This window comes from Mesorhizobium sp. WSM4904 (genome assembly GCF_029674545.1).
Classification (GTDB): domain Bacteria; phylum Pseudomonadota; class Alphaproteobacteria; order Rhizobiales; family Rhizobiaceae; genus Mesorhizobium.
This window is the reverse complement of record NZ_CP121354.1, coordinates 1,890,607-1,915,367: the sequence shown is the minus strand read 5'-3', so window position 1 is coordinate 1,915,367 and position 24,761 is coordinate 1,890,607. Positions and strand designations below refer to the sequence as shown.

General features: G+C 64.5%; 20 protein-coding genes, 1 tRNA gene and 1 pseudogene. 6 read left to right on the top strand and 16 right to left on the bottom strand.

Annotated features, from left to right (window positions below):
• Positions 1-16 precede the first annotated feature (16 nt).
• A complete protein-coding gene (locus QAZ47_RS09055) occupies positions 17-1,123 on the bottom strand; it encodes a GTP-binding protein (protein WP_278232999.1) in 1,107 nt (368 codons plus the stop codon).
• A 15-nt stretch (positions 1,124-1,138) separates the two neighbouring features.
• The gene (locus tag QAZ47_RS09050; protein ID WP_278232998.1) at positions 1,139-2,311 is read right to left on the bottom strand and encodes a D-alanyl-D-alanine carboxypeptidase family protein; all 1,173 of its coding nucleotides are present in this window, start codon (positions 2,309-2,311) and stop codon (positions 1,139-1,141) included.
• Positions 2,312-2,526: 215 nt separating this feature from the next.
• Between QAZ47_RS09050 and QAZ47_RS09045 the strand changes: the two genes are divergently transcribed.
• From QAZ47_RS09045 to QAZ47_RS09030, 4 genes are all read left to right on the top strand, one after another.
• Positions 2,527-3,690, top strand: a complete 1,164-nt coding sequence (locus QAZ47_RS09045) for a M20 aminoacylase family protein (protein WP_278232997.1) — start codon at positions 2,527-2,529, stop codon at positions 3,688-3,690.
• A gap of 130 nt (positions 3,691-3,820) precedes the next feature.
• Positions 3,821-3,897, top strand: a tRNA-Arg gene (locus QAZ47_RS09040).
• An 830-nt stretch (positions 3,898-4,727) separates the two neighbouring features.
• Positions 4,728-6,188 (top strand): multicopper oxidase family protein, encoded by a 1,461-nt coding sequence (locus QAZ47_RS09035; protein ID WP_278232996.1) that lies wholly within the window; start codon positions 4,728-4,730, stop codon positions 6,186-6,188.
• A 20-nt stretch (positions 6,189-6,208) separates the two neighbouring features.
• Positions 6,209-7,381, top strand: a complete 1,173-nt coding sequence (locus QAZ47_RS09030) for a cytochrome D1 domain-containing protein (protein WP_278232995.1) — start codon at positions 6,209-6,211, stop codon at positions 7,379-7,381.
• A gap of 670 nt (positions 7,382-8,051) precedes the next feature.
• On the opposite strand, the gene QAZ47_RS09025 is transcribed toward QAZ47_RS09030, so the two are convergent.
• The 5 genes and pseudogenes from QAZ47_RS09025 to QAZ47_RS09005 form a co-directional block, all read right to left on the bottom strand.
• Entirely contained in the window at positions 8,052-8,732 is a 681-nt protein-coding gene (locus tag QAZ47_RS09025) for an SGNH/GDSL hydrolase family protein (protein WP_278206380.1), read from the bottom strand.
• A 69-nt stretch (positions 8,733-8,801) separates the two neighbouring features.
• The gene (locus QAZ47_RS09020) at positions 8,802-9,755 is read right to left on the bottom strand and encodes an ABC transporter permease (protein WP_278232994.1); all 954 of its coding nucleotides are present in this window, start codon (positions 9,753-9,755) and stop codon (positions 8,802-8,804) included.
• The gene (locus QAZ47_RS09015; protein WP_278206376.1) at positions 9,756-10,718 is read right to left on the bottom strand and encodes an ABC transporter permease; all 963 of its coding nucleotides are present in this window, start codon (positions 10,716-10,718) and stop codon (positions 9,756-9,758) included.
• Positions 10,715-12,244, bottom strand: coding sequence for a sugar ABC transporter ATP-binding protein (locus QAZ47_RS09010; protein WP_278232993.1), 1,530 nt, complete (start codon positions 12,242-12,244; stop codon positions 10,715-10,717). Before QAZ47_RS09010 ends, QAZ47_RS09015 begins: the two co-directional genes overlap by 4 nt.
• Before the next feature lie 81 nt (positions 12,245-12,325).
• Positions 12,326-13,226: pseudogene (locus QAZ47_RS09005) on the bottom strand (substrate-binding domain-containing protein).
• A gap of 567 nt (positions 13,227-13,793) precedes the next feature.
• On the opposite strand from QAZ47_RS09005, the gene QAZ47_RS09000 reads away from it, so the two are divergent.
• Together QAZ47_RS09000 and QAZ47_RS08995 are read left to right on the top strand one after the other, a co-directional pair.
• Positions 13,794-14,444 (top strand): SGNH/GDSL hydrolase family protein, encoded by a 651-nt coding sequence (locus QAZ47_RS09000; RefSeq protein ID WP_278206372.1) that lies wholly within the window; start codon positions 13,794-13,796, stop codon positions 14,442-14,444.
• A 47-nt stretch (positions 14,445-14,491) separates the two neighbouring features.
• A complete protein-coding gene (locus QAZ47_RS08995) occupies positions 14,492-15,595 on the top strand; it encodes an ROK family transcriptional regulator (protein ID WP_278206371.1) in 1,104 nt (367 codons plus the stop codon).
• Positions 15,596-15,909: 314 nt separating this feature from the next.
• On the opposite strand, the gene QAZ47_RS08990 is transcribed toward QAZ47_RS08995, so the two are convergent.
• The 9 genes from QAZ47_RS08990 to QAZ47_RS08950 all read right to left on the bottom strand — a co-directional run bounded on the left by QAZ47_RS08990 (position 15,910) and on the right by QAZ47_RS08950 (position 24,759).
• Positions 15,910-16,800: an adenylate/guanylate cyclase domain-containing protein gene (locus QAZ47_RS08990; protein ID WP_278206369.1), complete on the bottom strand. Its 891-nt coding sequence runs from the start codon at positions 16,798-16,800 to the stop codon at positions 15,910-15,912.
• Between the two features lie 200 nt (positions 16,801-17,000).
• Complete coding sequence (locus QAZ47_RS08985) at positions 17,001-17,927, bottom strand: anti-sigma factor (protein WP_278232992.1); 927 nt, start codon at positions 17,925-17,927, stop codon at positions 17,001-17,003.
• The gene (locus tag QAZ47_RS08980) at positions 17,914-18,438 is read right to left on the bottom strand and encodes a sigma-70 family RNA polymerase sigma factor (RefSeq protein ID WP_278232991.1); all 525 of its coding nucleotides are present in this window, start codon (positions 18,436-18,438) and stop codon (positions 17,914-17,916) included. Before QAZ47_RS08980 ends, QAZ47_RS08985 begins: the two co-directional genes overlap by 14 nt.
• A gap of 502 nt (positions 18,439-18,940) precedes the next feature.
• Entirely contained in the window at positions 18,941-19,999 is a 1,059-nt protein-coding gene (gene ugpC, locus QAZ47_RS08975; protein ID WP_278206364.1) for a sn-glycerol-3-phosphate ABC transporter ATP-binding protein UgpC, read from the bottom strand.
• A 37-nt stretch (positions 20,000-20,036) separates the two neighbouring features.
• Positions 20,037-20,858 carry a carbohydrate ABC transporter permease gene (locus tag QAZ47_RS08970; protein ID WP_278232990.1) on the bottom strand — a complete coding sequence of 274 codons (822 nt, stop codon included), beginning with the start codon at positions 20,856-20,858 and terminating at the stop codon, positions 20,037-20,039.
• Positions 20,859-21,797, bottom strand: coding sequence for a sugar ABC transporter permease (locus tag QAZ47_RS08965; protein ID WP_278232989.1), 939 nt, complete (start codon positions 21,795-21,797; stop codon positions 20,859-20,861).
• Complete coding sequence (locus tag QAZ47_RS08960; RefSeq protein ID WP_278232988.1) at positions 21,797-23,134, bottom strand: sugar ABC transporter substrate-binding protein; 1,338 nt, start codon at positions 23,132-23,134, stop codon at positions 21,797-21,799. The genes QAZ47_RS08965 and QAZ47_RS08960 overlap by 1 nt, the downstream gene beginning before the upstream one ends.
• 58 nt (positions 23,135-23,192) lie before the next feature.
• Positions 23,193-23,852, bottom strand: a complete 660-nt coding sequence (locus tag QAZ47_RS08955; RefSeq protein ID WP_278232987.1) for a GntR family transcriptional regulator — start codon at positions 23,850-23,852, stop codon at positions 23,193-23,195.
• 22 nt (positions 23,853-23,874) lie between these two features.
• Complete coding sequence (locus QAZ47_RS08950) at positions 23,875-24,759, bottom strand: dihydrodipicolinate synthase family protein (protein ID WP_278232986.1); 885 nt, start codon at positions 24,757-24,759, stop codon at positions 23,875-23,877.
• Between the last annotated feature and the right edge of the window lie 2 nt (positions 24,760-24,761).

Genomic DNA, 24,761 nt, shown 5'->3' with positions numbered 1-24,761 from the left:
TGCCTGCCTCCTTTGTCTACAGCCCGGCGATCGCCAGCGGATTGGCTTCGAGCGCCGCCCGGTCGGGCGTGTCGATAGACGGCTTGTTGGTGAAGGCGGAAAACAGCCGCTGGACATAGTCTTCCGGCATATCGAGCGTGATCAGCACCAGTCGGGTGCCGCGCTGGCCATCCGGCCATGTCGGCAGCCTTGCCGGCGGATGCAGGATCTTCTGCACGCCGTGGATCACCAAGGGCCGTGACGGATCTTCCGCGAGTTCGATGACGCCCTTCATGCGCAGCAGCTTATCGCCGTGCGTCGAGCGTAAGAGATCGAGGAACATCTCGATCGCCGAGAACGGCACCGGTCCGTCGTGGATGAGCGCGTGGGAGCGCACGCGGCTGTCATGTCGGTGGTCGTGGTGATGATGGTCATGGTCCTCATCATCGTGGTGATGATGATCGTGATCGTGCGCGGCCTCTTCGCCGAGCCAGCGCCGCACGTCGGCACTCTTGGTTTCGGGATTGTAGAGGCCGCAATTGAACAGGGACGCGGCACCCGTAGCGGGATCGTTGACGTCGAGCAGCACCGCGCCCGGATTGATCTGCCTGAGCCTCGCCCGCAACGCCTCGACATCGTTCGCATCGGCAAGGTCGGTCTTGGTGAGCACGATGCGGTCGGCGACCGCGGCCTGCTTCACCGCCTCGACATGGCCATCGAGCGCGGCCTCGCCGTTGACGGCATCGACCAGCGTGACGACGCCGTCGAGCCGGAAGGCCTCCACCAGCGCCGGATGCGCCATGATCGACTGCAGCACCGGCGCGGGGTCGGCAAGTCCGGTGGTTTCGATCACGACGCGGGCAAGCCTGGCGATACGGCCCGTCTGCAGCCGGTCGACGAGATCAGCCAGCGTATCGACGAGGTCGCCGCGCACCGTGCAGCAGAGGCAGCCGTCGGAAAGCTGGATGATGCCGTCGGAGGCCTGCTCGACCAGCAGGTGGTCGATCGCCACTTCGCCGAACTCGTTGATGATGACGGCCGTGTCGGCAAGCTGCGGATCCTTGAGCAGCCTGTTGAGCAGCGTCGTCTTGCCGGCGCCGAGGAAGCCGGTGAGCACCGAGACGGGAATGGGAAAGCCGCTCATCCGCCCGGTCACCGGCTAGTTGGCGGCCTTGGCCGGCTGATCGCCCTGCGCGGCGGCGGCGGCCGTCGGGGTCGACGCGGGCGCGGCACCGTCCGGCAGCGGCATGTCGGGCCGCCACGTCGGCAGCGGCACGTCGGCGTAATTCTGATCGGTCTGGTCGACGAAAGCCTTGGGCGCCGGTCCGGTCGCGCCGCCAAGGCCGACCGCGATCAGAGTCGGATGGTCGAGCTTCACCTGATAGGGTGATTTCGGCTTGTCCTTGGCTTCCACGGTGGGGGCAGCCTCGGACTGCTCGTCCTTCGGCTTCTTCTTGCAGATCTCGTCATGCATGTCGTTGGGCGACAGCGTGTCGCCATAGGGCTTGAGCGCCGCGAGCGTCGTCGAGCCCGCCGCCGGTGTGTCAAAACCCTGATCGAGCAGCTTCGCCGCCGTTTCGGCGCGGCTGATGGCGGATTTCTCGCCGAGCACCACGGCGACCAGCGTGCGGCCATTGCGCGTCGCCGAGCCGATCATGTTGAAGCCCGACGAGCAGACGAAACCGGTCTTCATGCCATCGGCGCCCGGATAGCGCCCGATGAGCAGATTGTAGTTCGGGAGCGCCTTCTTGCCGACGGCGAGCCCCTCGATGGAGAACCACGGCGCATATTGCGGAAAGTCGTTGCGGAGCGCCGTCACCAGCACGGCGAGGTCGCGCGCGGTCGTGTACTGGTCCGGGGAATAGAGACCGTTCGGATTGACGAAATGCGTTCCGACCATGCCGAGCCTGGCGGCCTCGGCATTCATGCGGTCGGCGAAGGCCGCCTGCGACCCGCCGATGTTCTCGCCGACCGCCATGGCGATGTCGTTGGCCGATTTGACCAGCATCATCTTCAGCGCATTGTCGAGCCGCATCACCGAACCCGGTTTGAAGCCCATCTTGCTCGGCGGCTCGCCGGCCGAATGCTTCGTCACCTTGATCGGCGAATCGAGCGCCACCTCGCCGGCGGCGATCGCCCGAAACGTGACATAGGCCGTCATCAGTTTGCTGAGCGAGGCCGGATACCAGCGCTTGAAGGCATCCTGATGCTCGAGCACCTTGCCGCTCTTCAGGTCGAACAGCACGACCGGATTGGCGCGGGCCGCGCCGCAAAACATCGGTAGCGCCAGTGCTCCCGCAAGCAATAGGTTGAGGAAATGCCTTTGCCGCATGATCTATTCCGAAATCGCCTCTTGCCGTAATCGCCGCTGGCTCCGTAAGATTTCGTTACGCGATGGCCAGCATGGTGCGGACCGACCCTCGACCCCGGACCGCACTATGCGGTGCTATTTACCCTATGTGACGCCAAAATGGCAAAACGCCAGGCAATCACAATCGCTGAGCAAGCGGACCTGAACCGCCTGCCCCAACAAGAAATGGACCGACTATGCCAATTCTCAACCGTGCCGCGGAAATGCAGGAAGAAGTCGCCGGCTGGCGACGCCATCTGCACCAGACGCCGGAACTGAACTTCGACGTCTTCCAGACCGCCGCTTTCGTCACCGACAAGCTGAAGGCCTTCGGCTGCGACGAGGTTGTGACGGGGCTTGGCAAGACTGGCGTCGTCGGCATCATTCACGGCCGCAAGGGCGAAGGTCCGACCATCGGGCTGCGCGCCGACATGGACGCGTTGCCCATCAACGAGATCACCGGCAAACCCTATGCGTCGACCGTTGCCGGCAAGATGCATGCCTGCGGTCACGACGGCCACACGGCCATGCTGCTCGGCGCCGCCAAATATCTCGCCGAGACGCGCAATTTCGCCGGCTCCGTGGCGGTGATCTTCCAGCCGGCCGAGGAAGGCGGCGGGGGCGGCAACGAAATGGTCAAGGACGGCATGATGGAGCGCTTCGGCATCTCGAAGGTGTTCGGCATGCACAACATGCCCGGGCTGCCCGTCGGCGAGTTCGCCATCAAGCCCGGCCCGATCATGGCCGCGACCGCCGAATTCACCATCACCGTCAAGGGGCATGGCGGCCACGCGGCCATGCCGCACGGCACCATCGACCCGATCGTCATCACCAGCCAGCTGGTGGGCGCGCTGCAGACCATCGCCTCGCGCAGTACCGATCCGGTCGAGGCCGTCGTGGTGTCGGTGACCAAATTCCACGCCGGCGATGCCTACAACGTCATTCCGGAGAAAGCCGAGATCGCCGGCACCGTGCGCACGCTGAAGAAAGAAGTGGCCAGGAAGGCGGAAGAGCGTATCCGCGCCATCTGCGCGGGCCTTGCGTCGGCCTTCGGCGCGACGATCGAGGTCGACTACGACGCCAACTATCCGGTCACCTTCAACCACCCGGAAGAGACGGTCTTCGCCAGCGATATCGCCGCCGACGTCGCCGGCGACGCCCATGTTCACCGCGCCATCCAGCCGGTGATGGGCGGCGAGGACTTTTCCTACATGCTGGAAGCGCGCCCCGGCGCCTTCATCTTCATCGGCAACGGCGACTCGGCCGGCCTCCACCATCCCGCCTACGACTTCAACGACGAGGTCATCCCGCACGGCATGAGCTATTGGGTGAGGCTGGCGGAGACGGCGCTGGCGGCGTGACCGCCTTTTGCAGCGGCGAGCGTTCGCCTCGCCGCCCCGCCTGGCTGACGTCGCGGAGCAAGGCGCCGCGCGACCGGGCAGCATCACCCCTTGGCGAACCGGCCCGAAGCGGCTATGTGTCTGGCCGCGTGGTCCCGTAGCTCAGTAGGATAGAGCGGCAGATTCCTAATCTGTAGGTCACAGGTTCGATTCCTGTCGGGATCACCATTCTTTCAAATGGCTTAGCGGGCCGCCGCTACTTTTTCTGAAGACTGGTACGGCGAAATTCGCGGATCACCCGGTTCGGGCAACAACGTCCGCGAGTTAAAGCCGGCATGAAAGCTTGAAGCCGATCGGCAGCAATTCCGAACGCATGCCGGGGCAACAAGCATCTCGCCAGCTCTCCACGCTGACGTCACACGCTTTTGTGCAGGAGGACTTGGGGAAGGCCTCTTTCCAGAGCCCTGAACTCTTTGACCTAGAGCAAATTCCTGCCCGGGTCTCTGGGATATGATCAACTTGAAGATGGTGTTCGCCGCCACGAGCAGAAGGGTTTGATTGTGGATCGGAATGGCATCCGATCAAGGCTGGGCCGTTCGATGAAGCGCTCGTCGGGATTCGGCGGGCCGCGTTGGCTCGCCGTATGCCTCGCTCTGCTGATGGCGTTCACCACAGTCCTTTACGGCCATGCCAACGCGGCAGCGGCTCCGCGTGGCGCCCAGTGGGCCGCGGAGCACAACCATGGCTCTGCGGCGATGCGACATGATGGTCATCAAGCTCCCTGCAAGGACGTTGGCCAGATGCATCATCAAGGAACATGCGGCATCTCGGCTTCAAGCTGTTCCTTCTGCACTCCGGTCGACGACCATCTCTTCGTCGCGGTTTCGGGAAGCCACCCCGTCGCGACCGCGCCGCCCTTCGTATCCTCTCCCGGCGACCTGCCGATCCGACTGCGTCCTCCCAAGCTTGTCGTGACTGCCTGAGCGCACGCGACATCGCGTCAGTGCGCTTCGTCATCGGCCGTTATGGCCCGAAGTCACGAACATGAGAGCTATGCAATGCAACCTATATCCCGTCGCCAGTTCCTGGCGTCCACGGCGGCTGCCGGCGCTGCGAGCGCTGTCCTGCCGCTAATCATTCCTCATGCCGCGCGAGCGGCCGCCCCCAATATCATCCGGGCCGATACCCGCGTCATCGACGTTGCCGGCCGTGCCGCCAAGGTCTTCGGTCTCGTCCGGCCCGACGGCACGCATGGGCTTGCCATGCCGGCGGCCGACGGCTTCCGGGTCCGGCTCGAAAATGCGCTGGACGCGCCAACCTTGATCCATTGGCACGGGCTGACGCCGCCATTCGGACAGGACGGCGTGCCCGACCTGCCGCAGCCGTTGCTGCGGCCGGGCCAAAGCTACGACTACGGTTTCCCCATCTCGACACCCGGCACTCATTGGATGCACGCCCATACGCTGCAGGAGCAGCACCTCCTTGCCGCACCGCTGATCATCACAGACCCCACGGAAGATAGCGCGGACGAGCAGCCTGTCGTGGTGCTGTTCCATGACTTCAGCTTCAAGACTCCCGAGGAGTTGCTTGTCGGGCTGACCGGATCAGCGCCTGCATCGGGAAACAGTGGCATGGCCGGGCACTCGATGTCGAGCATGTCAGGCATGGATATGCCAGGCATGTCTGTCGGACAGGGCATGGCCATGCCGATAGACGTCAACGACATCGAGTATGACGCCTATCTGGCGAACGACCATACGCTGGACGATCCGCAAGTATTCGCAGTAGAGCGGAACGGCACGGTCCGGCTCCGCCTCATCAACGGAGCGACCGCCACGGCGTTTTGGGTCGACACCGGGTCGCTCGAAGGCGAGGCAATCGCCGTCGACGGGAATCCTGTCATTCCCGTGCGCGGCCATCGCTTTCCGCTCGCTATGGGCCAGCGCATCGACATCCGGCTGCGCATTCCAGATGAGGTTGGAGCTTGGGCGATCCTGGCGCTGCGTGAGGGCAGTGTCGAGCGCACCGGTTTCGTGCTGGCTACCCGGGGCGGCGCTGTAAAGCGCATCGCGCCTGTTGGCGGCCAGGCGACAATGGCCCTCGACATCGCATTCGAGTCCTGCCTCGCCGCCGCCAAGCCCCTGGCGATGGCGTCTGCGGATTGCAATCAGCCCGTCGAGATCGGCGGTACGATGCAGGGTTACTCCTGGACACTCAATGGCAGGACATGGGGCAACCATCGACCGATCTCGGTCAAGAAGGGTGAGCGCATCGAGCTCACGCTGCGCAACGCCAGCATGATGGGCCATCCCATGCATCTGCACGGCCACCATTTCCAGGTGGTCGCCGTCGACGGCCGCCGCCTCGCGGGAGCCGTGCGCGACACTGTCTGGGTGCCGCCGATGCGCGAAGTGACGGTGGCGTTCGACGCCGTCAACCCAGGGACATGGGCGCTCCACTGCCATCACCTCTATCACATGGCGACCGGCATGATGACCGTCGTCGACTACTCCGCGTGACCGATTTCGAGGATAGCACTATGAGAAACAATCACAGAAACAATGCAGTCGCCCTGGCGGTCGAAAACCGCTCGGGCGTCAGCCGACGCACGACATTGTTGGCCCTGATGGCCGCCGCTGCTGTCGCCGCTGCTGCCCACTTCGTCAGGCCGGTGGGAGCAACAGAGCCCGCTGCTTCAGGCTTCGTCTACACTGCCGACGAGCAGGGCGGCTCCATCAGCCGGATCGACCTTTCAACCGGGAGGGTCGACTCCATTCCGGTCGCCGTCATGCCGCACAACGTCCAGTTCGTCCCGAGCACGGGAAAGCTGCTTGTGGTAGGGGTCTCGCGCTCCGCCGACGATCACGGTGGAGGTGAAAACGGCCAGGGCGCCGAGCACGGCAAGATGGGCGGGATGGGCGAAATGGACATGGGTGCCGATGGCAAGCTCATCGTCCTTGACACGGCCAATCTGGCTTTGGGACCGATCGCTTCCTTTCCCGCCGGCGCACATCCGGCCCATGTCATCGCCGACCCCGACGGCAAGCGAGCCTTCGTCACGGACTCCGAACACAATATCGTTTCCGTGATCGATCTCGAGAACGGCGCGGTTATCGCGACGGTCCCGACCGGCGACTATCCGCATGGATTGAGGATGAGCCCTGACGGAAAATTCATCTACGTCGCCAATGTCGAGAGTGGCACTGTGTCCGCCATAGACGCAGCCGAGCTCGAGGAAGTTGCGCGGATCAAAGTCGGCCGAGCTCCCGTGCAGGTCGCCTTCACGCCCGAGGGCAGCCGCGTCTATGTTTCGCTACGGGACGAGAACAAGGTGGCGGTGATCGACACGTCCACCCGCAAGGTGATTGGACGGATCGAGGTCGGGCATTCACCCATCCAGGTCCACGCCACACCCGACGGTCGCTTCGTCTACGTTGCCAACCAGGGCACCGAGGTCGCACCTGACAACACAGTCTCGGTGATCGACGTCGCTAGCGGCAGGGCCGTCAAGACGATCCACACCGGCGCCGGAGCGCATGGCGTTGCCGTCAGCGATGACGGCACCTTCGTCTTCGTGACCAACATCGTCGACGGCACTGTGTCGCGAATCTCGGTCAAGGACCAGTCGGTCCTGAAGTCCTATCAAGTCGGCAAGGGACCGAACGGCGTCACCTTCCGGTCCGCCAGCCCGGCCTTGGGCGGTGCAGGCTGAAGCAAGCGCCGATGAAGCCGATGAAGTTGCAAGACCAACAAGGAGAAGCAGCCTGAGAACCTCTTCGTAAAGACCTGGCGATCGGGACAATGTTCTCGCGAGCGTGCCGCGCCATGGGCACGTCGCCGCAAGGTTCTCTTTCGTTCGCGCCACGTTCCGCCATGAGCGACCGCCAATGTTTTTGTTCACGGCCATTTGGATGAGGCGAGGGCTCACTCGAAAGGGGTAGGGAACATTCTTCCTCGTCAAGCTATTCTCTAGCGCCAGCCTGCGCTCCTCCCCTTTGCGCAGGCTGGCCAACTATTTACCCCAAAAGCTGCCCCCAGCTTTGCTGGTGGGCTTTTTTGTTGCCAAACTGGCTCGCGCCTGCTTCCACAAGACGCGAGCCAGCCCGACCCGGTGCTGTACTGTTGGGTGGGTCCACCAGGGCCTCTGCCGCGTGCCAAGGAAGCATACGGCATGGCTGGCATCGCGCTTCGACTGGACACTTTCGTCAATGCGATAATTTAGCGACAGCTAACCCAAACGAGTTAGGGGCCCGTCAACGTTCCGAAGGAACCATCATCCGACGGTACTGCCTTGTAAAAATGCGGGCCGGCGGTGCCGCGCCGGTCCCGCAATCGGCGCATCGGTCTGGAGGGGCCGATACGCGGCAAAAAACACTCCGCCCTCAAGCAACCTTGCGATCGGACCGGCGCGCGAATATCTCCTGGACCTTGGCGGCTATCGCCTTGCCGAGGTCGTGGTTGTTCTCAGCAGTGAAGTGGATGCCGTCGCAGCCGTCGGTGGTGATGAAATCTCCGGCGTTGAGGAAATCGACCTTCATGAAATCGGCCATGGCGCGATACTCGGCCGCGAGCGCGGCGGTCTTCTCATGGCCGCCCGCGAACATGCCCTGGAAGAAGGGATGAGGCATTGGGGTCAGCGGCGGCGGCGCGACCACCAGCGCTTGCGGCGCCGGATAAGGCGTGCCGACGCCGCCGGCGCTGGTGAGGATCTGGCCGACGAGCTTGGCCATGCCGTTGGCGACCTCGTAAGGCGTGCGGCGGAAGAACGACTTGGTGTCGTTGGTGCCGAGCATGACGATGACGAGATCGAGCGGCAGGTGGCTGGCGATGGCCGAGGGCAGATAGGCACTGCCGTTGAGGCGCGGATCGTTGGGATCGTCGAGGCTGGTGGTGCGGGCGCTCAAGCCTTCCTCGATCACATGGTATCCGTCGCCAAGATGCGAGGCCATCGCACCCGTCCAGCGGTCCTGATAGGCGTAGCGATGCGTCGGCGATCCCTCCATGACCGGGATCCATCCCCAGGTCAGCGAATCTCCAAAGCACAAAATCGATCTCTTGGTCATGTCTCCAATCCATTTTTCCGTATGCGATTGATCATTGGCCATTCCGGCCTCGTCCCCTCAAAAATGCCGTCACGTCGACCTGCTCCTGATCCCGTAGAGGATCGCCGCAAGCAGGATGATGAGGCCCTGCGCGATCAGCTTGCCGGGCTCGTCGACGCCGAAGGTGGTCATCACGACGAACAGCAGCGCGAACGACAGCACGCCGAAGAAGGGACCCCAGACGCCACCTTCCCCGCGGCCGAAGACGACGCCGCCAAGGATGGTTGCGGCGACCGCCAGGATCGGCAGGTCGAGGCCGACCCTGACGCTGCCGACCGCGATCGACGCCGTCTGGACCAGCGCCGCAACCCCCGCGAACAGGCCGGCGAGCGTATGCGCAAGCACCACCGTGCGAGCCACCGGGACGCCGGAGAAATGTGCCGCCTGCACGCTCTCGCCGACCGAGGTCACATAGCGGCCGAAGACCGTGCGTGACAGGAACAGCGACAGCGCGGCCGAAACCGCTACCCAGAAGATCACGGGCGTCGGCACCGGGCCGAGCTTGGTGTTGTAGATGTCGCCGAACATGCCGGGCACATCGCCGGGCGGCTTGCCGCTGGACAGATACTGCACGATCCCGACGAGAACGATGCCGATCGCAAGCGTGACGATGACGGCCGAGACCCGCCTGACTCCGACCATCAGGCCGTTGAAGAACCCGACGGCGAGGCCGATGGCCAACGCCAGGACAATCAAGAAGGTCATGGAGGCGCCCGGAAAGACGCCGGACGAGATGGTGTAGTTGATGAGCAGGATGACGCCGCCGCCCGACAGGTCGATGCTTCTCACCCGCATCACCAGGAGCTGGCCGAGCACCAATATGCCGAGGGGCACGATCTGGCGCACGAATATGCCCATGACATTGAGGTTGAGCATGTTCGGCCGCGCGATCCACAAAACCAAAAGCAGCCCGGCAAAGACGTAGTAGGCCGGCGGGATGCGAAGCAGGCGGCGCATGACGGGGTTGGTGAGAGCGGCAGCCACTTACAACCCCATTTTCTTGCGCGATTGCAGGGCGACCACCAGAAGCAGGATCGCCCCCTTTATTGTGGTCTGGATGAAGGGCGACACATTCGTCAGGTTCATGCCGTTGGCTAGCAGCGCCATGACGAGCGCGCCGATGACCGTGCCGTGCAGGCTGCCGATGCCGCCGGAAAGCTGGGTGCCGCCGATGGCGACCGCCGTGATCGCGTCGAGCTCGAAGAGCAGCCCGACATTAGGGTCGCCCGAGACGATGCGCCCGGCGAGGAAGACGCCGGCAAGGGCCGCGAAACATGCGCAGATCACATAGGCGAGGATGACGTTGCGCCTGTCGGCAATGCCGAAATTATGCGCCGCATCCTCGACGCCCGACGACACGCCGCCGCCGATCGCGAAAAGGTGCAGCCCGAAGCGCGAGCCGTAGACGAGCTTCCAGGCAACCGCGAGGGTGAAGATCCCCCAGAATACCGGCATCGGCACTCCGAGGAACGAGCCGGCGACGGCGCTGATGACGATATCCGGCACGGTGCCGCCGGACACTGGCCGCAGCACCCGCGTGATGCCAAGCAAAATGTACTGCATCGACAGCGTCGCGATGATCGGATGCACGTTGAAGCGCGTGATGATGAAGCCGTTGGTGAAGCCGACCAGCGCGGCCAGCACGAACACGGCCGGGATCAGCAGCCAGGCGGGTCCGCCAAGCGCAAGCACCGCCGTCGTGAAGCTGATCATCGAGCCGACCGAAAGATCGAGCCCGCCGAGCAGGATGACGAACATCTGGCCGACCGCGGTAATGACGAGCGGCATCGCCTGCGGCACCAGATTGAGCAGGTTCTCCCCATTGAGGAACTGCGCGGTCTCGAGGCTCAGCCAGAGCGCGATCGCCAGCGCGATCAGCAAGGGCAGCATCCACATGCCCTGGCGCGATCCCCTTGCGCCCGTCAGGCGTTTGCTGATGGCTGTCATCGGCGCTCACCTCGTTTACTATTGGCCTCCCCATTGGCGCTGAGCGCCGCGTCGAGGATGTTGTGCTCCGTGGCTTCGGCTGCAGGCATTTCCCTCACGATCGTGTCGTTGTGGACGACGCAGATGCGGTCGCAGAGCCCGATCAGCTCGACCGTCTCGCGCGACAGCACCAGCACCGCGCCGCCCTTCTGCGCAAAGTCGCGCAGCAGCCGGTAGATCTCGGATTTTGCGCCGATGTCGACGCCGCGCGTCGGCTCCTCGACGAGCAGGATGTCGATGTCGGCGGCGAGGTAGCGGCCGAGCAGCACCTTCTGCTGGTTGCCGCCCGACAGCGTGCCGACGGCGGCGGTCGGGCCGCTCGCCTTCACCGCAAGGCTCGACATCGTGTCGGCGATCAGACGCTGATAGCCGGCGGCGAGCGCCAATTCCGACCGTTTCGAATGGAGCGCGGAAACGATGTTGTGCGCGACGGAGAGGCCGAAGAACAGCCCGTCCTCCTTTCGGTCCTCCGGCACGAAGCCGACGCCCATCGCCTGCAGCCGGCGCACCCCGCCGCCAGGCGGCACCGGCAACGGCAGCGACTTGCCCTTGATCGTCACACGGCCGGCGAAAGGATGGTATTGGCCGACCAGCGAGCGCAGCAGGCGCTGCTGGCCCTGCCCCTCCAGGCCGGCCAGCGCGACGATCTCGCCGCGGCTGAGCGACAGCGAGAACGGCCTGGAACGCTCGGTGATGCGAAAATCCTCGACCGAGAGCACAACGGGTTCGGGGGCATTGCCGCGCTGCGGGAAGAGGTCGGCGAGCTCGCGACCGACCATCATCGCGATCAGCGAAGCCGGAGTCATCTCGGCGACCGGCCTGGTCCCGACGAGTTCGCCGTCCTTGAGGACGGTGACGGTGTCGCAAATGGCGAAGATCTCGTCCATGCGGTGCGAAATGTAGACCACCGCCTTGCCCTCATCCCTCAGCCTGCGGATGTGGCGGTTCAAAACTTCGACGTCGGCGGCGTTCAGCGCCGCCGTCGGCTCGTCGAGGATGAACACGCTGGCATCTGTCATGATGCCGTGCGCGATTTCGACGAATTGCCGTTCGGCGATGCTGAGCCTCGAGACCAGCGTGCCCGGATCGAGCGCGAGGCCGAGCTCGGCAAGCGCCCTGCCCGCCTCGCGCCGCATGCGCCGGCGGTCGATACCGCCGAAGGCAGTGGTCGGTTCACGACCGAGAAACATGTTCTCGGCGATCGTCAGGTTGGGCAGCAGCGACAGTTCCTGGAATACGGTCGAGATGCCGGCTTCCAGCGCATCCTTCGGCTTGTGGAAGACGACCTGGCGCCCGTCGCGAACGATGGCGCCACTGTCCGGGTGATGGACGCCGGCGAGGATTTTCATCAGCGTCGATTTGCCGGCGCCGTTCTCGCCCATAAGCGCGTGCACGGAGCCGGATTGGAGCGTGATCGAGACACCCTTCAGCGCCGCCGTGCCGGCGAACGCCTTGCGGATATCGGACATTTCGACGAGGGTTTTCACGAAACAAGCACCACTGCATCCAGGAGAGTTTCCGCGGCGCGGGCGACGTCGCCGCCGCCCGCGCCGCGATGGCGCCACCCTTTACTTCTTGGCGTAGAACTCCTTGAGCTTGTCTTCGGGCAACTCCGACGGCCACCAGACATTGGCCGAGAGATCGTCGCGATAGTATTTCTTGACCTTCTCGAGATCCCAGCCGGGCGGGTTGTAGTCGTAATGCTTCTTCAGTTCCTTGCCTTCGAGCAGGGCCACGGCGGCGCGGATGCCTGCGGCGCCCTGGGCCGGGCTGTATTCCGCCGAGATCGACTTGAAGCCGTCAGCGATCCATTGGCCGAAGAAGCCGTTGTTGCCCTCGCCGGTGATCGGCGGGATCTTGGCGCCGAACTGCTTGAAGACGTCGACGCAGGCGCGCGTCATGTCGGCGCCGGAGGACCAGATGCCGTCCACCTCGGGGTTGTTCAGGTAGAGTGTCTCGCAAAGCTTCTTGGCCTTGTCGTACTGCCAGTCGCCATGCTCCTCGGCGATGATCTTGACGTCGGTTCCCTTCAGCGCCTGCAGCAGGCCGTTGTAGCGGTTGGTGTCCTCCGGATGGCCGGCGAGCCCGCAGCACCCAGATGTTGCCCTTGCCGCCGAGGTCCTTGACCAGGAAATCGCCCATCACCTTGCCGAAATGCTCGGCGCCGCCCTGGATCTCGGTCGTGAACGCGTCGGATTCGATACGGCCGGTGTGTACGATGACAGGGATGCCCGCCGCGACGGCCTTGGCGATGCTGGCGTCCGCCGAAGTGGACGTGACCGGCTGGACGATTATGGCGTCGACCTTCTGCGCGATCAGGTCCTCGATGTCGGCGACCTGCTTCTTCTGGTCGAAGCCGGCATCGAGCAGGATGAACTTGGCGATGCGCTTGTCCTTGGCGGCGGCAGCCTCTGCTTCATGCGCGACCTGCACCGTCCAGGTGTTCGCGTTGACGCCGAAATGGCTCATGCCGATGACCCAGGGCGCATCCTTCTTGAACTTGCCGGCCTCGACCGTCGGATTGTCGCCCGCGCGGGCGGTAACCCCATCCAGCAGGGACACGTCGTCGGCGAACGAGGGAGCGCACAACATCGTTGTCGCGATCACCGCCGCTGCGATTGATTGGATAATCCGTCTCACTGAGCCATCCTCCTTCTCAAGCTCCACCGACCCTGGATGTCAGGGTCGCAACTTCCCCTGCGACGTCCGGCCATGGCCGAACGCCGCATCTGCCGGAGACTCCGGCACTGCTGCAGTTCATTGCTCAACCTGCGCGCCAAGGCGGCTGGAGACATGGCTCCAGCGTTGCCGCCATGCGTCATGGCGGCCCGTCGGCGCAAAAGGTTCGGGGCATTCCTCCCAGGCTCACTTCAACCATCGATCCGAACGGCTGTCAATAATTATTCAGAGTGATGGATTATCTTTGCGGCTTGCGCTACCTTTCCGCCAAGTGGCAGGGTCGCTGAATGACGGACGACGGACTCTCGTCCGATTAACCTCTGCAAATCAGAACCTTGGCAGCATCGGAGGAGGAGCATGCGATCGGTCTTGTGCTACGGCGACTCCAACACGCATGGGCAGGTACCCGGCGGCACGCCGCTGGACCGTTATGGTCTTTCGGAACGTTGGCCCGGCGTCATGGCAAAGGAATTGGGAGCCGGCTGGCATGTCATCGAGGAAGGCCTGAGCGGCCGCACGACCGTGCGCGACGATCCGATCGAGGGTGCCCACAAGAATGGGCGCACCTACCTCAAACCCTGCCTGCAGAGCCACGCCGTTCTCGATCTGGTCATCATCATGCTGGGCACCAACGACCTCAAGGCGCGCTTCAACCAGCCGGCCTCGGAAGTCGCGATGGCCATGGGCTGCCTTGTCTACGACATCAAGGAGCTGAAGCCCGGCCCGGGCGGCAGCGTGCCGGAGATCATGATCGTCTCTCCGCCGCCGATGCTGGACGACATCAAGGAATGGCGGTCGATCTTCTCCGGCGCGCCGGAGAAGTCGCGGCAGCTGGCGCTGGAGTTCGAGATCATCGCCGATTCGCTTGAAGTGCATTTCTTCGACGCGGGTTCGGTCGTCACCTGCGACCCGCTCGACGGGTTCCACATCAACAGGCAGGCGCATGCGCTGCTGGGCAGCGCGCTGGCCCGCGAGGTCGAGGCAATCGGGTGGCCGGATGAGAAGTGACCGCGGCATAGGGGTGTCCCCCACGACCGATTGCGAGAGGACGCACCATGCCTGACATGCGCTTTGCGCCGCCCAACCCGCTTCGCATCGCGGACCGCGCCAGCGGCCTCAATGCCGTCAGCGTGCGCGGCTACAACGAGCGTCTCGTGCTGTCGCTGCTACTCCAGAGCAAAGGCATCACCCGTCTCGAGATCGGCGAGCGGACCGGCCTGTCGGCGCAGACGGTGTCCGTCATCGTCCGATCGCTCGAGCAGGAAGGGCTGATCGCCAAGGGCGAGGCCCAGCGTGGTCGTGTCGGGCCGCCGACAGTGCCGATCTCTCTCAACCCGGAAGGCGCCTACTCCGTCGGCATCAGCGTCGGCCATCGGCAGGTGGAGGTCGTGCTCGTCGACTTCGTCGGCTCGATCCGCTCGCGCACGGTGCTGCCGTTCTCGGCGACCGCGCAGGACACCAACCATCCGCAATTCATGAGCGCCATCGCCACGGCCATCGCCAATCTGCCGCAGCACCTTCACCCGCGCATCGCCGGCATCGGCCTTGCCTTGCCCGGCGATCAGGCCGAGCTCGAGCTGACGCCGAAGGCGGCCCGCGAGCGGTTCGACGCCCTGCAGGAGGAGGTCGAAAGGGAAATCGGCTACCCTGTCTATGTCCAGAACGACATCACCGCGGCGGCCGGCGGCGAAAGCATGTTCGGCGTCGCGAAACACCTTTCGGACTACCTTTTCTTCTATCTCGGCGCGCGCCTGCACAGCCGCCTGGTCCTCAATCATCAAATCTACAACACCGCCGCCGCGGTGAGCTTCGACGTCGGCATCCTGCGGCTGGAGCAGGAGATCCGGAAGACAGGCAGCTCGCCCTCCGAGCTCTGGGAACGAGGCGCCGACTGGCCGTCGTTTGGCGATGCCGAGACCGCATGGCAACGCGACCTTGTGGAGCAGATGAAGTTGTCGATAGGGGCGCTGAAGCAGTTCGTTCCCGTAACCTCGGTCGTCCTGTCCTCCTACGCGCCGCAGGCGGTCTGCAAGGCGATCTGCCGCGAGCTGGAGCAGGCCATGCCCGGCATAACCGCCATTGCCGGCAACATCGAGCGTTCGCCCAAGGCGGTAGGAGCGGCGAGCCTTCCCTTCAGCTCACGGTTCATGGTGGAATAGACGTTTACAGTGGCCGAAGGCTGGCGACCGGGCGACGCGTCCCTGTCAGGCCGCCGACGCGCACCACCGTCACCTTTCGATCGGCGACGTATAGCGAAGATAGCGCGTCCTGCGACACGCCCTCGTCGGTAATCACCTCGTCGATCTCGGAAATGTCCGAAAGCGTGCAGAAACCGGCCGCTTGAAGTCGGTCGCGGCTAGAGCAATTCCAGGAAAAGTGTGTAGCGGTTTTCGTCCGGAATTGCCTAAAACAAATAGTTGGAGCGGTTCAGCGTTTCCGTGAAACGATGAAACGCTCTAACGAGCCGGCCGGGTCAGCCTGAGATAATTTCGTAGTGAAGTATCTGGGCGTCGCCGAGAGACGATCTGCGTCCAGGCGAGATGACGCCGGAGCCGAAGAGGAGAATATCTTCGCGGCGCACGAATACTTCATGGCCGGGTCCCATCGACACAAATGTGCCCGACGAGCTTCGCTCGATAAGCCGGGCCTTGCCATTCGAAATGGTGAAGGTCGCGTGGTGCCTTGAGACCCATGGCCGCTGGACGACGATGTTGCATTCCGGAGATCGGCCGATCGTCACGAATTCGTTGTTTCGGCAGGATCCCAACTGATCTCCATAGCGGATGACCAGATTGATCTGCCGCGGCGGCGCGGAGCGCCTTTCGATAATGGTGCCCCGGCTGGCGATATGCGTGCTGAGGGCTCCATCGTCGCTCCCCAGGGTATAGACATCGAAGAGTTCCTGCTTCCCCTTGAAGGCCATTTTGTCGAGAAGCCGCAAGGCACCGCGGCTGCCCGCGGAAAGCGCTTCGAAGAAGCTCTGGCTGATCAGCACCTCCCCGGGGTTGGCGGTGGTGGACAGCCTTGCGGTGACATTGACAACATCGCCGAATACCGCGCCCCGCGCGCGAATGACCGCCCCGAAATGCAATCCGATCCGGGCGTTCAACGGCGCTCTCGTCATTTGGCTGTTGATTTGGCAGACGGCCCTCAGCGCCGCCTCCGGTCTCTCGAACAGGCTGAGCACGTCATCGCCCTTCGAGTAAATGAAGTCACCGCCGTGCTGGGCGACGATCTCGCGTATCGCGTCGAGGCAATCCGAGACCTGCCGCAGAGCGGCATCGTCGCCGATGCGCTCATAGAGCGGCGTGCTGCCCACGACATCCGCCAAGAGGACTGCGGCTAGAAGCCTTTCCTGATCCATCGCCTCGTATCCGCCCCGAGAACGCAGCGTGTATAACATACCAAGGTCAACTTTGACTTATCTACTTGCGCGCCAGGGCGCTGGCGCGACCGGCAAAGTGCTTTGGCGCGATCATGTCGGACGGACAGGCATCTGCCGTCACTCATTCCACCAAACGGTGATCGGCCTCAAAAATAGCAGCGACAAAGAGTTTCGTTTCCCTAACCCGGGCTGCCCGCCGCCGGATTGGTAATGATGGCCGCCCGGAAGCGGGCGACGAAATCGTCGAGCGCCGGGCGCTCGGCATCCGATATCGCCCAGTAGGAGAAGGCATCGTCGGTCCAGTGAACCAAGAGGAAGCCGCCGGCCGACAGGTTGTCCGCCACCGGCACGGATTTGGCTTCGTTCTGCCGCGGCGCCGCCACCAGGGTGATCAGGTGCTCGTGATGGCGGTAGACCAGAGCCGGCATCGGTCTGTCGCCGATGACCTCGACCCGTCCGCCGAGCAGCGCATAGCCGTCCTTGGCCATGTCGGGCGCCGGCGGCGACACGCCGAGGCGGCCGTCGAGCCACGGCTTCACCGTATGCCGGTCGGATGAGACGATATCGACAGGCGTCGCTGCAAGCAGGCTGCGGCGATGGCCGTTGGCGACGTCGACCGCGAAACTGTCGGTCGCATTCTCCACCATCAGCCATTGCGTCGCGCCGCTGGCGAGAAACGCCGTCAGAACGATCGAGGCCGCCATCTGGCGCCAGTCGAAGGAGTTGAACCAGCGTGACGCGCGCGGCGGCATCTCTACGACATTGCCTTGCTGCTGTTGCCGCGCGGACGGCTGCGCTTCCTTCGCCGCTGATTGAACCTGCGCCGCCTCCGCGACCTCGGGATCCTTCACCTCGGCGATGGCCGCGATGCGCGCCAGGAAGTCGTTGCTGACCGCCGGACGCGGCATGCTGGCGACAGCGTTGCGCAGCGCCACAAGACGCGCATGTTCGGCAGCAAGCTCGGGATCGGCGGCGATACGCCGCTCGACAGCAAGTGCCGCCGCGGCATCGAGCTCGCCGTCGACAAGGGCGTGGATCATCAGCTTCATATCCTGCGGGTTTTCGGGCAATCCGTCCTCACGCGGGCGATTTTCATGCGGGCTCATGGTGGCGCCCTCCAATGTCCGTCATCAGCAGGCTGCGCGCCCGCGCCAGCCGCGACATCACCGTGCCTTGCGGCACGCCGAGCATGGCCGCGATCTCGCGGTAGCTGAGGCCGTTTATGTCGCGCAGCACCAGCGTTTCGCGAAACGCCTCCGGCAGCCTGGCAATCGCCGCCTCTATCGCGGCCGAGTTCGCCTTGGCGATCAGCGCCGCCTCCGGGCTGTCTGAGCTGTCCGGCGGCGACACGTCATCGAGATCGGCGAGATCGCCGACGGCGACCACGGCGCGCGGGCGGTTGCGCGCCATCCACGTGTAGGAGGCGTTGCGCACGATGGCGAGCAGCCAGGCGCGCGGATTGCCCCCGGCGAAACCGGCAATACCGGCATGCGCCTTGAGGCAAGCCTCCTGCACCACATCCTCGGCGTCGGCGGCATTGCCGGTCAGCCAGCGAGCGAGCGACAGCGCATCGCTGAGATGCGGCAGCACCACCTCGGCAAAACGCGCGGCCAGCATTCTTTCGCTCAACACCGTCCCACCGTCAGGCGCTCCCGCCAGGGCTTTGCGACCACCCTCAACGGGAGACGATGATCCGTCCCTGCTTGCGCGGGAGAAGATCGCGATCGCGGGCGAAGGCGCCTGCTTTGGTGGAGGTGAAGGCATTGGCGTCACCGGAGTCAAGCGTCTGGCAACGGAACGGCGCATCGCCGCGTCAGGCCCGGAGGCATGACGGCGAGGCCAAAAGCATTTCGGTCCAGCTCAGCCGCTCCAGGGGCCAGCGGCGGCTTATGCCTTCTCCCTGCCTCCCGGCGTTCGCATCGTCACGATAGGTCATCTCGGTCTCCTGCGACGCCGTGAGCGGCATCTGCCCGGAAGACCGGTGGAACCGTCGGTTTATTCCCGAACGCTCGCCAGTTTCGATCACGCTGACGTGATCGATGTCGCCTGGCCTTGCCAAGTGGACAATCCCGGACGGCCGGCGCCGACCGTCCAACTCGGTCTGCGAGGCCGGCCGCGATCAGATGCGTTGACCGGTCTTGGCGTCGAACAGATGCGCCGAGGCGCGGTCGATTTCGATCCGCACGGCCTCGCCCTGCTTCAATGCAAGCCGCTCGCGGAAAAGGCAGGAGATCATCTCCCCGCCGCAGTCGACGGCGGCGAATATCTCCGAGCCGGTCGCCTCCAGAAGCGTGACGGTGCCGGCAAGGCCTTGGCCGGTCGCTCGGATATGTTCGGGGCGAATGCCGTAGACCAGTTCCCTCCCCGCGGCCTCGGTCGGCCGGATGCCTTCCGGCAGCGGCAGCGTCAGCCCGCCGGCACTGCGAAAGATGCCCTCCTCGATGCGGCCGTGGATGAAGTTCATGGCGGGCGAGCCGATGAAGCCGGCGACGAACAGATTGGCCGGACGGTCGTAAAGATCGAGCGGCGCGCCGATCTGCTCGACAAGGCCGTCATGCAGCACGACGATCTTGTCGGCCATGGTCATGGCCTCGATCTGGTCATGCGTGACATAGATGGTTGTGGTGCCGAGCCGCTGATGCAGCGCCTTGATCTCGCCGCGCATCTGGACGCGCAATTTCGCGTCGAGATTGGAGAGCGGCTCGTCGAACAGGAACACCTGCGGATCGCGCACGATGGCGCGGCCCATGGCGACGCGCTGGCGCTGGCCGCCCGAAAGCTGGCGCGGATAGCGGTCAAGCAGCTTCTCGAGGCCGAGAATACTTGCTGCCCGCTTGACCCGGCTCGCGGTGTCGGTCGGGTCGGCTTTCTTGATCTTGAGCGCGAAGCCCATATTGTCGGCCACCGTCATATGCGGGTAGAGCGCATAGTTCTGGAACACCATCGCGATGTTGCGGTCTCGCGCCCTCAGATTGTTGACGACGCGCTCGCCGATCGCGATCTTGCCGGCCGAGATCGTTTCGAGCCCCGCGATCATGCGCAGCAGCGTCGACTTCCCGCAGCCCGACGGTCCGACGAGGATGACGAACTCGCCGTCGGTGATGTCGACGCTGACGTCGTGAATGATCCGGGTCGCTCCGAAGGCCTTCTGCACATTGTCGATGGTTACCGATGCCATTGCGTCTCTCCAAAAAGAATGAGGGCGGACGGGGCGCTCAGCCGCCCTTGACCGCGCCGGCGGTCAGCCCGGCGACGATCTGCCGTTGCGCGAACATGGTCAGGACCAGCACCGGCAGCGTCACCACGAGTGCCGCCGCGGCAAGCGGTCCCCAGCTCACCTGCTCGTAGGACAGCATGTTGTAGACGGCGACCGGCAAGGTGCGCGTCTCGCGGCTGGCGAGCACCACGCCGAAGACGAAGTTGTTCCATGAGAAGATGACCGACAGGATGAAGGCGACGACGATGCCCGGCTTGGCGATCGGCAGTGCCACCAGCCGGAACACCTGCCAGGAGGTGGCGCCGTCGATGTTGGCCGCCTCCTCCAGCTCCATCGGCGTCGTCTCGAAATAGCCGATCATGACCCAGACCACGATCGGCACCGTCACCACCAGATGGATGATGATCTGCGGCCAGAGCGTGCCGAGGATGCCCAGCCACTGGAACAGGAGGAAGAGCGGGATGAGATAGGAGAGCCCCGGCGTCATGCGGGCGATCATGATGACGACCGCCGAACGCTCCGCCTTGAGCCTGGCGATGCCGTAGCCGGCCGGCACGCCGATCAGCAGCGCCAGCAGCGTCGCCGTGCCGGTCACCAGCACCGAGTTCCAGAGATAGAGCAGGAAATTGTTCTCCTCGAACACTTTCGCGTAGTTCGACCAGGCGAGGCGCTCGGGGATCAGGATCGGCGGGTAGGCACCGTTGTCGATCTCGAATTTGAGCGACAGCGAGATCATCCAGAGGAAGAACAGGATCGCCGGCGAGACGAGCACCAGCGCCGCGAAGAACAGGCCCAGCTTGTTGAGCAGCCGCGAGCTCATCTATTTGCCCTCCGCGTCGATCCATTGCGAGCGCTGGCGCAGCATCAAGAGCATGAAGGACAGCGCCACGATGACGATGAAGAAGACCACGGCCATGGCCGAGCCATAGCCCATGTCGTAATAGGAGAAGGCGGTGTTATAGAGATAGATGTTGATCGTTTCCGACGCCGTGCCCGGCCCGCCCTGGGTCATCGCGTAGATGATGTCGAAGCTCTTCAGCGCATCGATCGTGCGGATGATGACCGCGATCATCAGGAACGGCGCGATCATCGGCAAGGTGAGGTAGCGGAACTGCTGCCAGGCATTGGCACCGTCGATCTCGGCGCTCTCGAACGGCTCGCGCGGCACGGATGCCAGGCCGCCCAGCACGATCAGCATCACCAGCGGCGTCCACTGCCAGGTCTCGACCGCAACCAGCGAAGGAATGACGGTGTTGGCGTTGAATATCCACTCCTGCGCCGGAATGCCGACCAGCGACAAGAGGTAGTTGAGCACGCCGAGCTGCGGATGGAACATCATGGTCCAGACCAATGCCACGGCAACGGGCGTGGCCATCATCGGCATCACGAAGATGCCGCGCAGCAGGCCGCGCAAGGCAAACCTGGCGTCGAAGATCAGGGCGGCGACGGTGCCGAGGAACATCGGCGCGACCACCGACAGGAAGGTATAGGTCAAGGTATGCCAGAGCGATTCCCAGAAGCGCGGATCGCTCGCCAGGCGCAGATAGTTTTCCATCCCGGCGAAGCTTCGCGACTGGCCGAGCGTCCAGCTGTTGACGCTCATCCACAGCGTGAAGGCCCACGGAAAGACGATCACCGCGCCGACGACGACGAGCGCAGGGACGACGAAAGGCCAGTAGTTGGCAGCCAGCCGGACCGGCTGGCTCTCCTCGATGGCTTGCGTCGTCACCCCCGCGCGTTCTGGGGCGATGGCGGACATCAGCCCTGCTCGCTCCTGTCGAGAACCGGCTGGAACTGCTCGGTGGCCTTCTTCAGCTCCGCGGCGGGATCGGCGCCGGCAATCATGTTGGTCAGCGCCACGCCATAGATATCGCGGAACTCGGTGACGGGGATGATGACCGGCAGCGCCAGCCGGCTGATGTTGCCGGAGCCGATCACGGCGTCCAGCCAGCTCGACGGCATCGTGACGCCCTCACGCACCTTGGGGTCTTCGAGCACGGATTTGCGGAACGGCACGCCGGCGCCGGCCTGCAGCAGGCGCGCGCCCATGGCCGGCGACACCGCCCACTGGCAGAACAGATAAGCCGCTTCCTTCTTCGAGCTGGCGGACGTCACGCCGATGCCGTCGCCGAACGTACCCGAGGCATGCGCTTTCGGCCCCTTTGGCATGACGCCGTAGCCGACCTTGCCGACCACCCGCGATTTCTCCGGATTTTCCATGGGCGGCGCGAACCCGACGCCGTCGAACCACATACCGATCTTGCCCTGCAGGAAGGCGGATTGCGCCTCGGCCCAGTTGAAGCCGGTGACGCCGGGAGGCGCGGCCTTGGTCATCAGCCGCTGGTAGAGGCTGGCGGCTTCGACCGCTTCCGGCGATGTCGTGCGCAGCTTGCCGTCGCTGCCGAGCGGCGTCATGTCATAGCCGAGCATCAGCGACGTCCAGACCGGCGTGTTGGCGTTTTTGAGACCGCGGGCGACGAAGCCGAACGTGTTGCTCGACGGGTCCGTCAGCGCTTCGGCGGCGGCCACCAGCTGCTCGAAGCTCTCGGGATATTTCTGCCCCTTGGCGTCGAACAGCTCCTTGTTCCAGTAAAGGATCCAGTAGTCGACGGAGAACGGCAGCGAGCGCAGCACGCCCTGGCTGTCCTTGGCGAACTGCATGCCGGCCTCGGCGAAGTCGCTTGCGGCCAGCCCCGGATCGGTGAGGCCCGGATCGGCAAGATAGCCGGAAATGTCGGCCAGCCAGCCGCCCTTCTCGAACTGCCGCTTCTGCACATGGTAGCTCAGATGCACGACATCGAAGCTGGGCTTGCCGGAGCTGAGCTCGATCACCGTCTTCTGGCGCTGCTGCTGTTCGGGCGTGGCCTCGGCATTGACCTTGATGCCGGTCAGCTCCTCGAACTCGGCGAGGTTCTTCAGGATGGTGTCGCTGCGCGGGCTCTTGACCAGATTGACGTCGAGCGTCGTGCCGGCAAAGCGCTTCCAGTCGACGCCTGCGGCGAGGCCCGGACGAAGACCTGCAAGGCCGGCGGCGGCGAGTGCGGCTGTTCCCTGGAGCAGCTGCCTCCTGGTTGGGCTGAATGGATTGGACGACATTTCTTCCTCCCGGTTGTCGTTGTCGATAGCGCCGCGACGATTGCGGCGCGGGTCTTCCTCAAATCTGGAGCGCCAGCCGGCGCGCATTGTCGATGTGCTGGCTGATCGCCTCGACCGCCTTCTGCGGATCGCGTTTCTCCAGCGCGTCGATCACCGCCAGATGCTCGCGCATGACCGGCACGACGCGACCGTCGATGCGAAACCGCTCCTGGTGGATCAGCCTGATCTTCACCGAATTGACCAGATAGGCCTTGGCGATGATCTCGTTGCCCAGCGCGCTGATGAATGTGTCATGCATGGCCCAGTCGATGCTCTGCGCCCTGGCTTCCATTTCCGGCGTCGGGGTCTGCGCCAGCGCCTGCGCGAGCATGTCCTCGTGTTCGCGCCGCAGCCGGGCAATCTCGGTGTCGGAAGCGTTGACGGCAAACAGCGCGACCGCCTCGCGTTCCATGAACAGGCGGAACTGGAACGCCTCGCGGATCAGGCTGATGTCGATGTGCGCGATCTGCATGCCGCGCTGCGGGATCGTGGTCAGCAGCCCTTCCGCCTCGAGCCGCGGCACGATCTCGCGGATGGCTCCGAGCGGCAGGCCGGTGAAGGCGACCAGTTCGCGCTGCGACACGAATTGACCCGGCTTGAGGTCGCGGGCCAGCAGATGCCGCGTGAAGCTGGCATAGGCCTTTTCCCTCAGGGTTGCCGGCTCGCTCGTGTCGTCCATGCCGATCAGCGCCCTCCGCCGCTCATGCCGCTTGCGTCGAGAACAGCCGGTCGTAAGCGGCACCGAGCTGCTGCCGCTCCGGTGGCGCGACCGGCTCGAGCGGCGGCCGGACCGTCAGCCAGCGTTCGTCGCCGGTCTGGCGCGCTACCATCGCCTTCACCGCCGGGATGACCGGATGCCTGAGCAATTCGAGGACGAAGCCCTCCACGCGGGAATCGTCGCGCCCGCTGTCGATCATCGCGCGAAGCTCGCCGGCGGCGAAATTGGCCATGCCGGAAATCGCGCCCTGGCCGCCGATCCGCACCGCCGGCGCCAGATGCCGTTCGTCGCCGATCAGGATTATCAGGTCGCCATGCGCCTTGAGCAGCGCTTCGCTGTACGTCCAGTCTCCGCCGGAATCCTTGACCCCGGCGATCACGCCCGGATACGCCTTGCGCAGCCGACCGATCAGGTCGAGCGACAGCTGCACCGTCGTGACCGAGGGGATGTTGTAGAGCAGCATGCCGCGGGCGAGCGGACCGAGCGCGGCGAACACGGCCCCGAACCAGCCGAACAGCCCATCGTCGCCGACATTCTTGAAGTAGCTCGGCGGCGCGAGCAGGATGTTGCGGGCGCCGCGCTGCAAGGCCTGACGGCACTGCTCCGCGGCATCCTCCGCCGCATCGACCAGCACGCCGGCGACAAGCTGGTCGGCCGCAATACCCGCCGCAAGCATGGCATCGATGACCGCCTGCCGTTCCGCCGTGCCGACGGAAGCGCCTTCGCCGGTGGTGCCGAACAGCGTCACGCTGCTGCAGCCGGCATCGAGACAAGCCCGGGCATGCGCGGTCATCAGCGGGACGGCGATCCGCCCGAATGCATCAAAGGGCGTTGTGAGCGCAACCGACAGACCAAAGCGCGAAGCCACCT

Bases quoted from the DNA above. Each gene is read 5' to 3' on its own strand.
- QAZ47_RS09055 (WP_278232999.1), bottom strand. From the start codon at position 1,123: ATGAGCGGCTTTCCCATTCCCGTCTCGGTGCTCACCGGCTTCCTCGGC.
- QAZ47_RS09050 (WP_278232998.1), bottom strand. From the start codon at position 2,311: ATGCGGCAAAGGCATTTCCTCAACCTATTGCTTGCGGGAGCACTGGCG.
- QAZ47_RS09045 (WP_278232997.1), top strand. From the start codon at position 2,527: ATGCCAATTCTCAACCGTGCCGCGGAAATGCAGGAAGAAGTCGCCGGC.
- QAZ47_RS09035 (WP_278232996.1), top strand. From the start codon at position 4,728: ATGCAACCTATATCCCGTCGCCAGTTCCTGGCGTCCACGGCGGCTGCC.
- QAZ47_RS09030 (WP_278232995.1), top strand. From the start codon at position 6,209: ATGAGAAACAATCACAGAAACAATGCAGTCGCCCTGGCGGTCGAAAAC.
- QAZ47_RS09025 (WP_278206380.1), bottom strand. From the start codon at position 8,732: ATGACCAAGAGATCGATTTTGTGCTTTGGAGATTCGCTGACCTGGGGA.
- QAZ47_RS09015 (WP_278206376.1), bottom strand. From the start codon at position 10,718: ATGACAGCCATCAGCAAACGCCTGACGGGCGCAAGGGGATCGCGCCAG.
- QAZ47_RS09000 (WP_278206372.1), top strand. From the start codon at position 13,794: ATGCGATCGGTCTTGTGCTACGGCGACTCCAACACGCATGGGCAGGTA.
- QAZ47_RS08995 (WP_278206371.1), top strand. From the start codon at position 14,492: ATGCCTGACATGCGCTTTGCGCCGCCCAACCCGCTTCGCATCGCGGAC.
- QAZ47_RS08990 (WP_278206369.1), bottom strand. From the start codon at position 16,800: ATGGATCAGGAAAGGCTTCTAGCCGCAGTCCTCTTGGCGGATGTCGTG.
- QAZ47_RS08985 (WP_278232992.1), bottom strand. From the start codon at position 17,927: ATGAGCCCGCATGAAAATCGCCCGCGTGAGGACGGATTGCCCGAAAAC.
- QAZ47_RS08980 (WP_278232991.1), bottom strand. From the start codon at position 18,438: ATGCTGGCCGCGCGTTTTGCCGAGGTGGTGCTGCCGCATCTCAGCGAT.
- ugpC (WP_278206364.1), bottom strand. From the start codon at position 19,999: ATGGCATCGGTAACCATCGACAATGTGCAGAAGGCCTTCGGAGCGACC.
- QAZ47_RS08970 (WP_278232990.1), bottom strand. From the start codon at position 20,858: ATGAGCTCGCGGCTGCTCAACAAGCTGGGCCTGTTCTTCGCGGCGCTG.
- QAZ47_RS08965 (WP_278232989.1), bottom strand. From the start codon at position 21,797: ATGTCCGCCATCGCCCCAGAACGCGCGGGGGTGACGACGCAAGCCATC.
- QAZ47_RS08960 (WP_278232988.1), bottom strand. From the start codon at position 23,134: ATGTCGTCCAATCCATTCAGCCCAACCAGGAGGCAGCTGCTCCAGGGA.
- QAZ47_RS08955 (WP_278232987.1), bottom strand. From the start codon at position 23,852: ATGGACGACACGAGCGAGCCGGCAACCCTGAGGGAAAAGGCCTATGCC.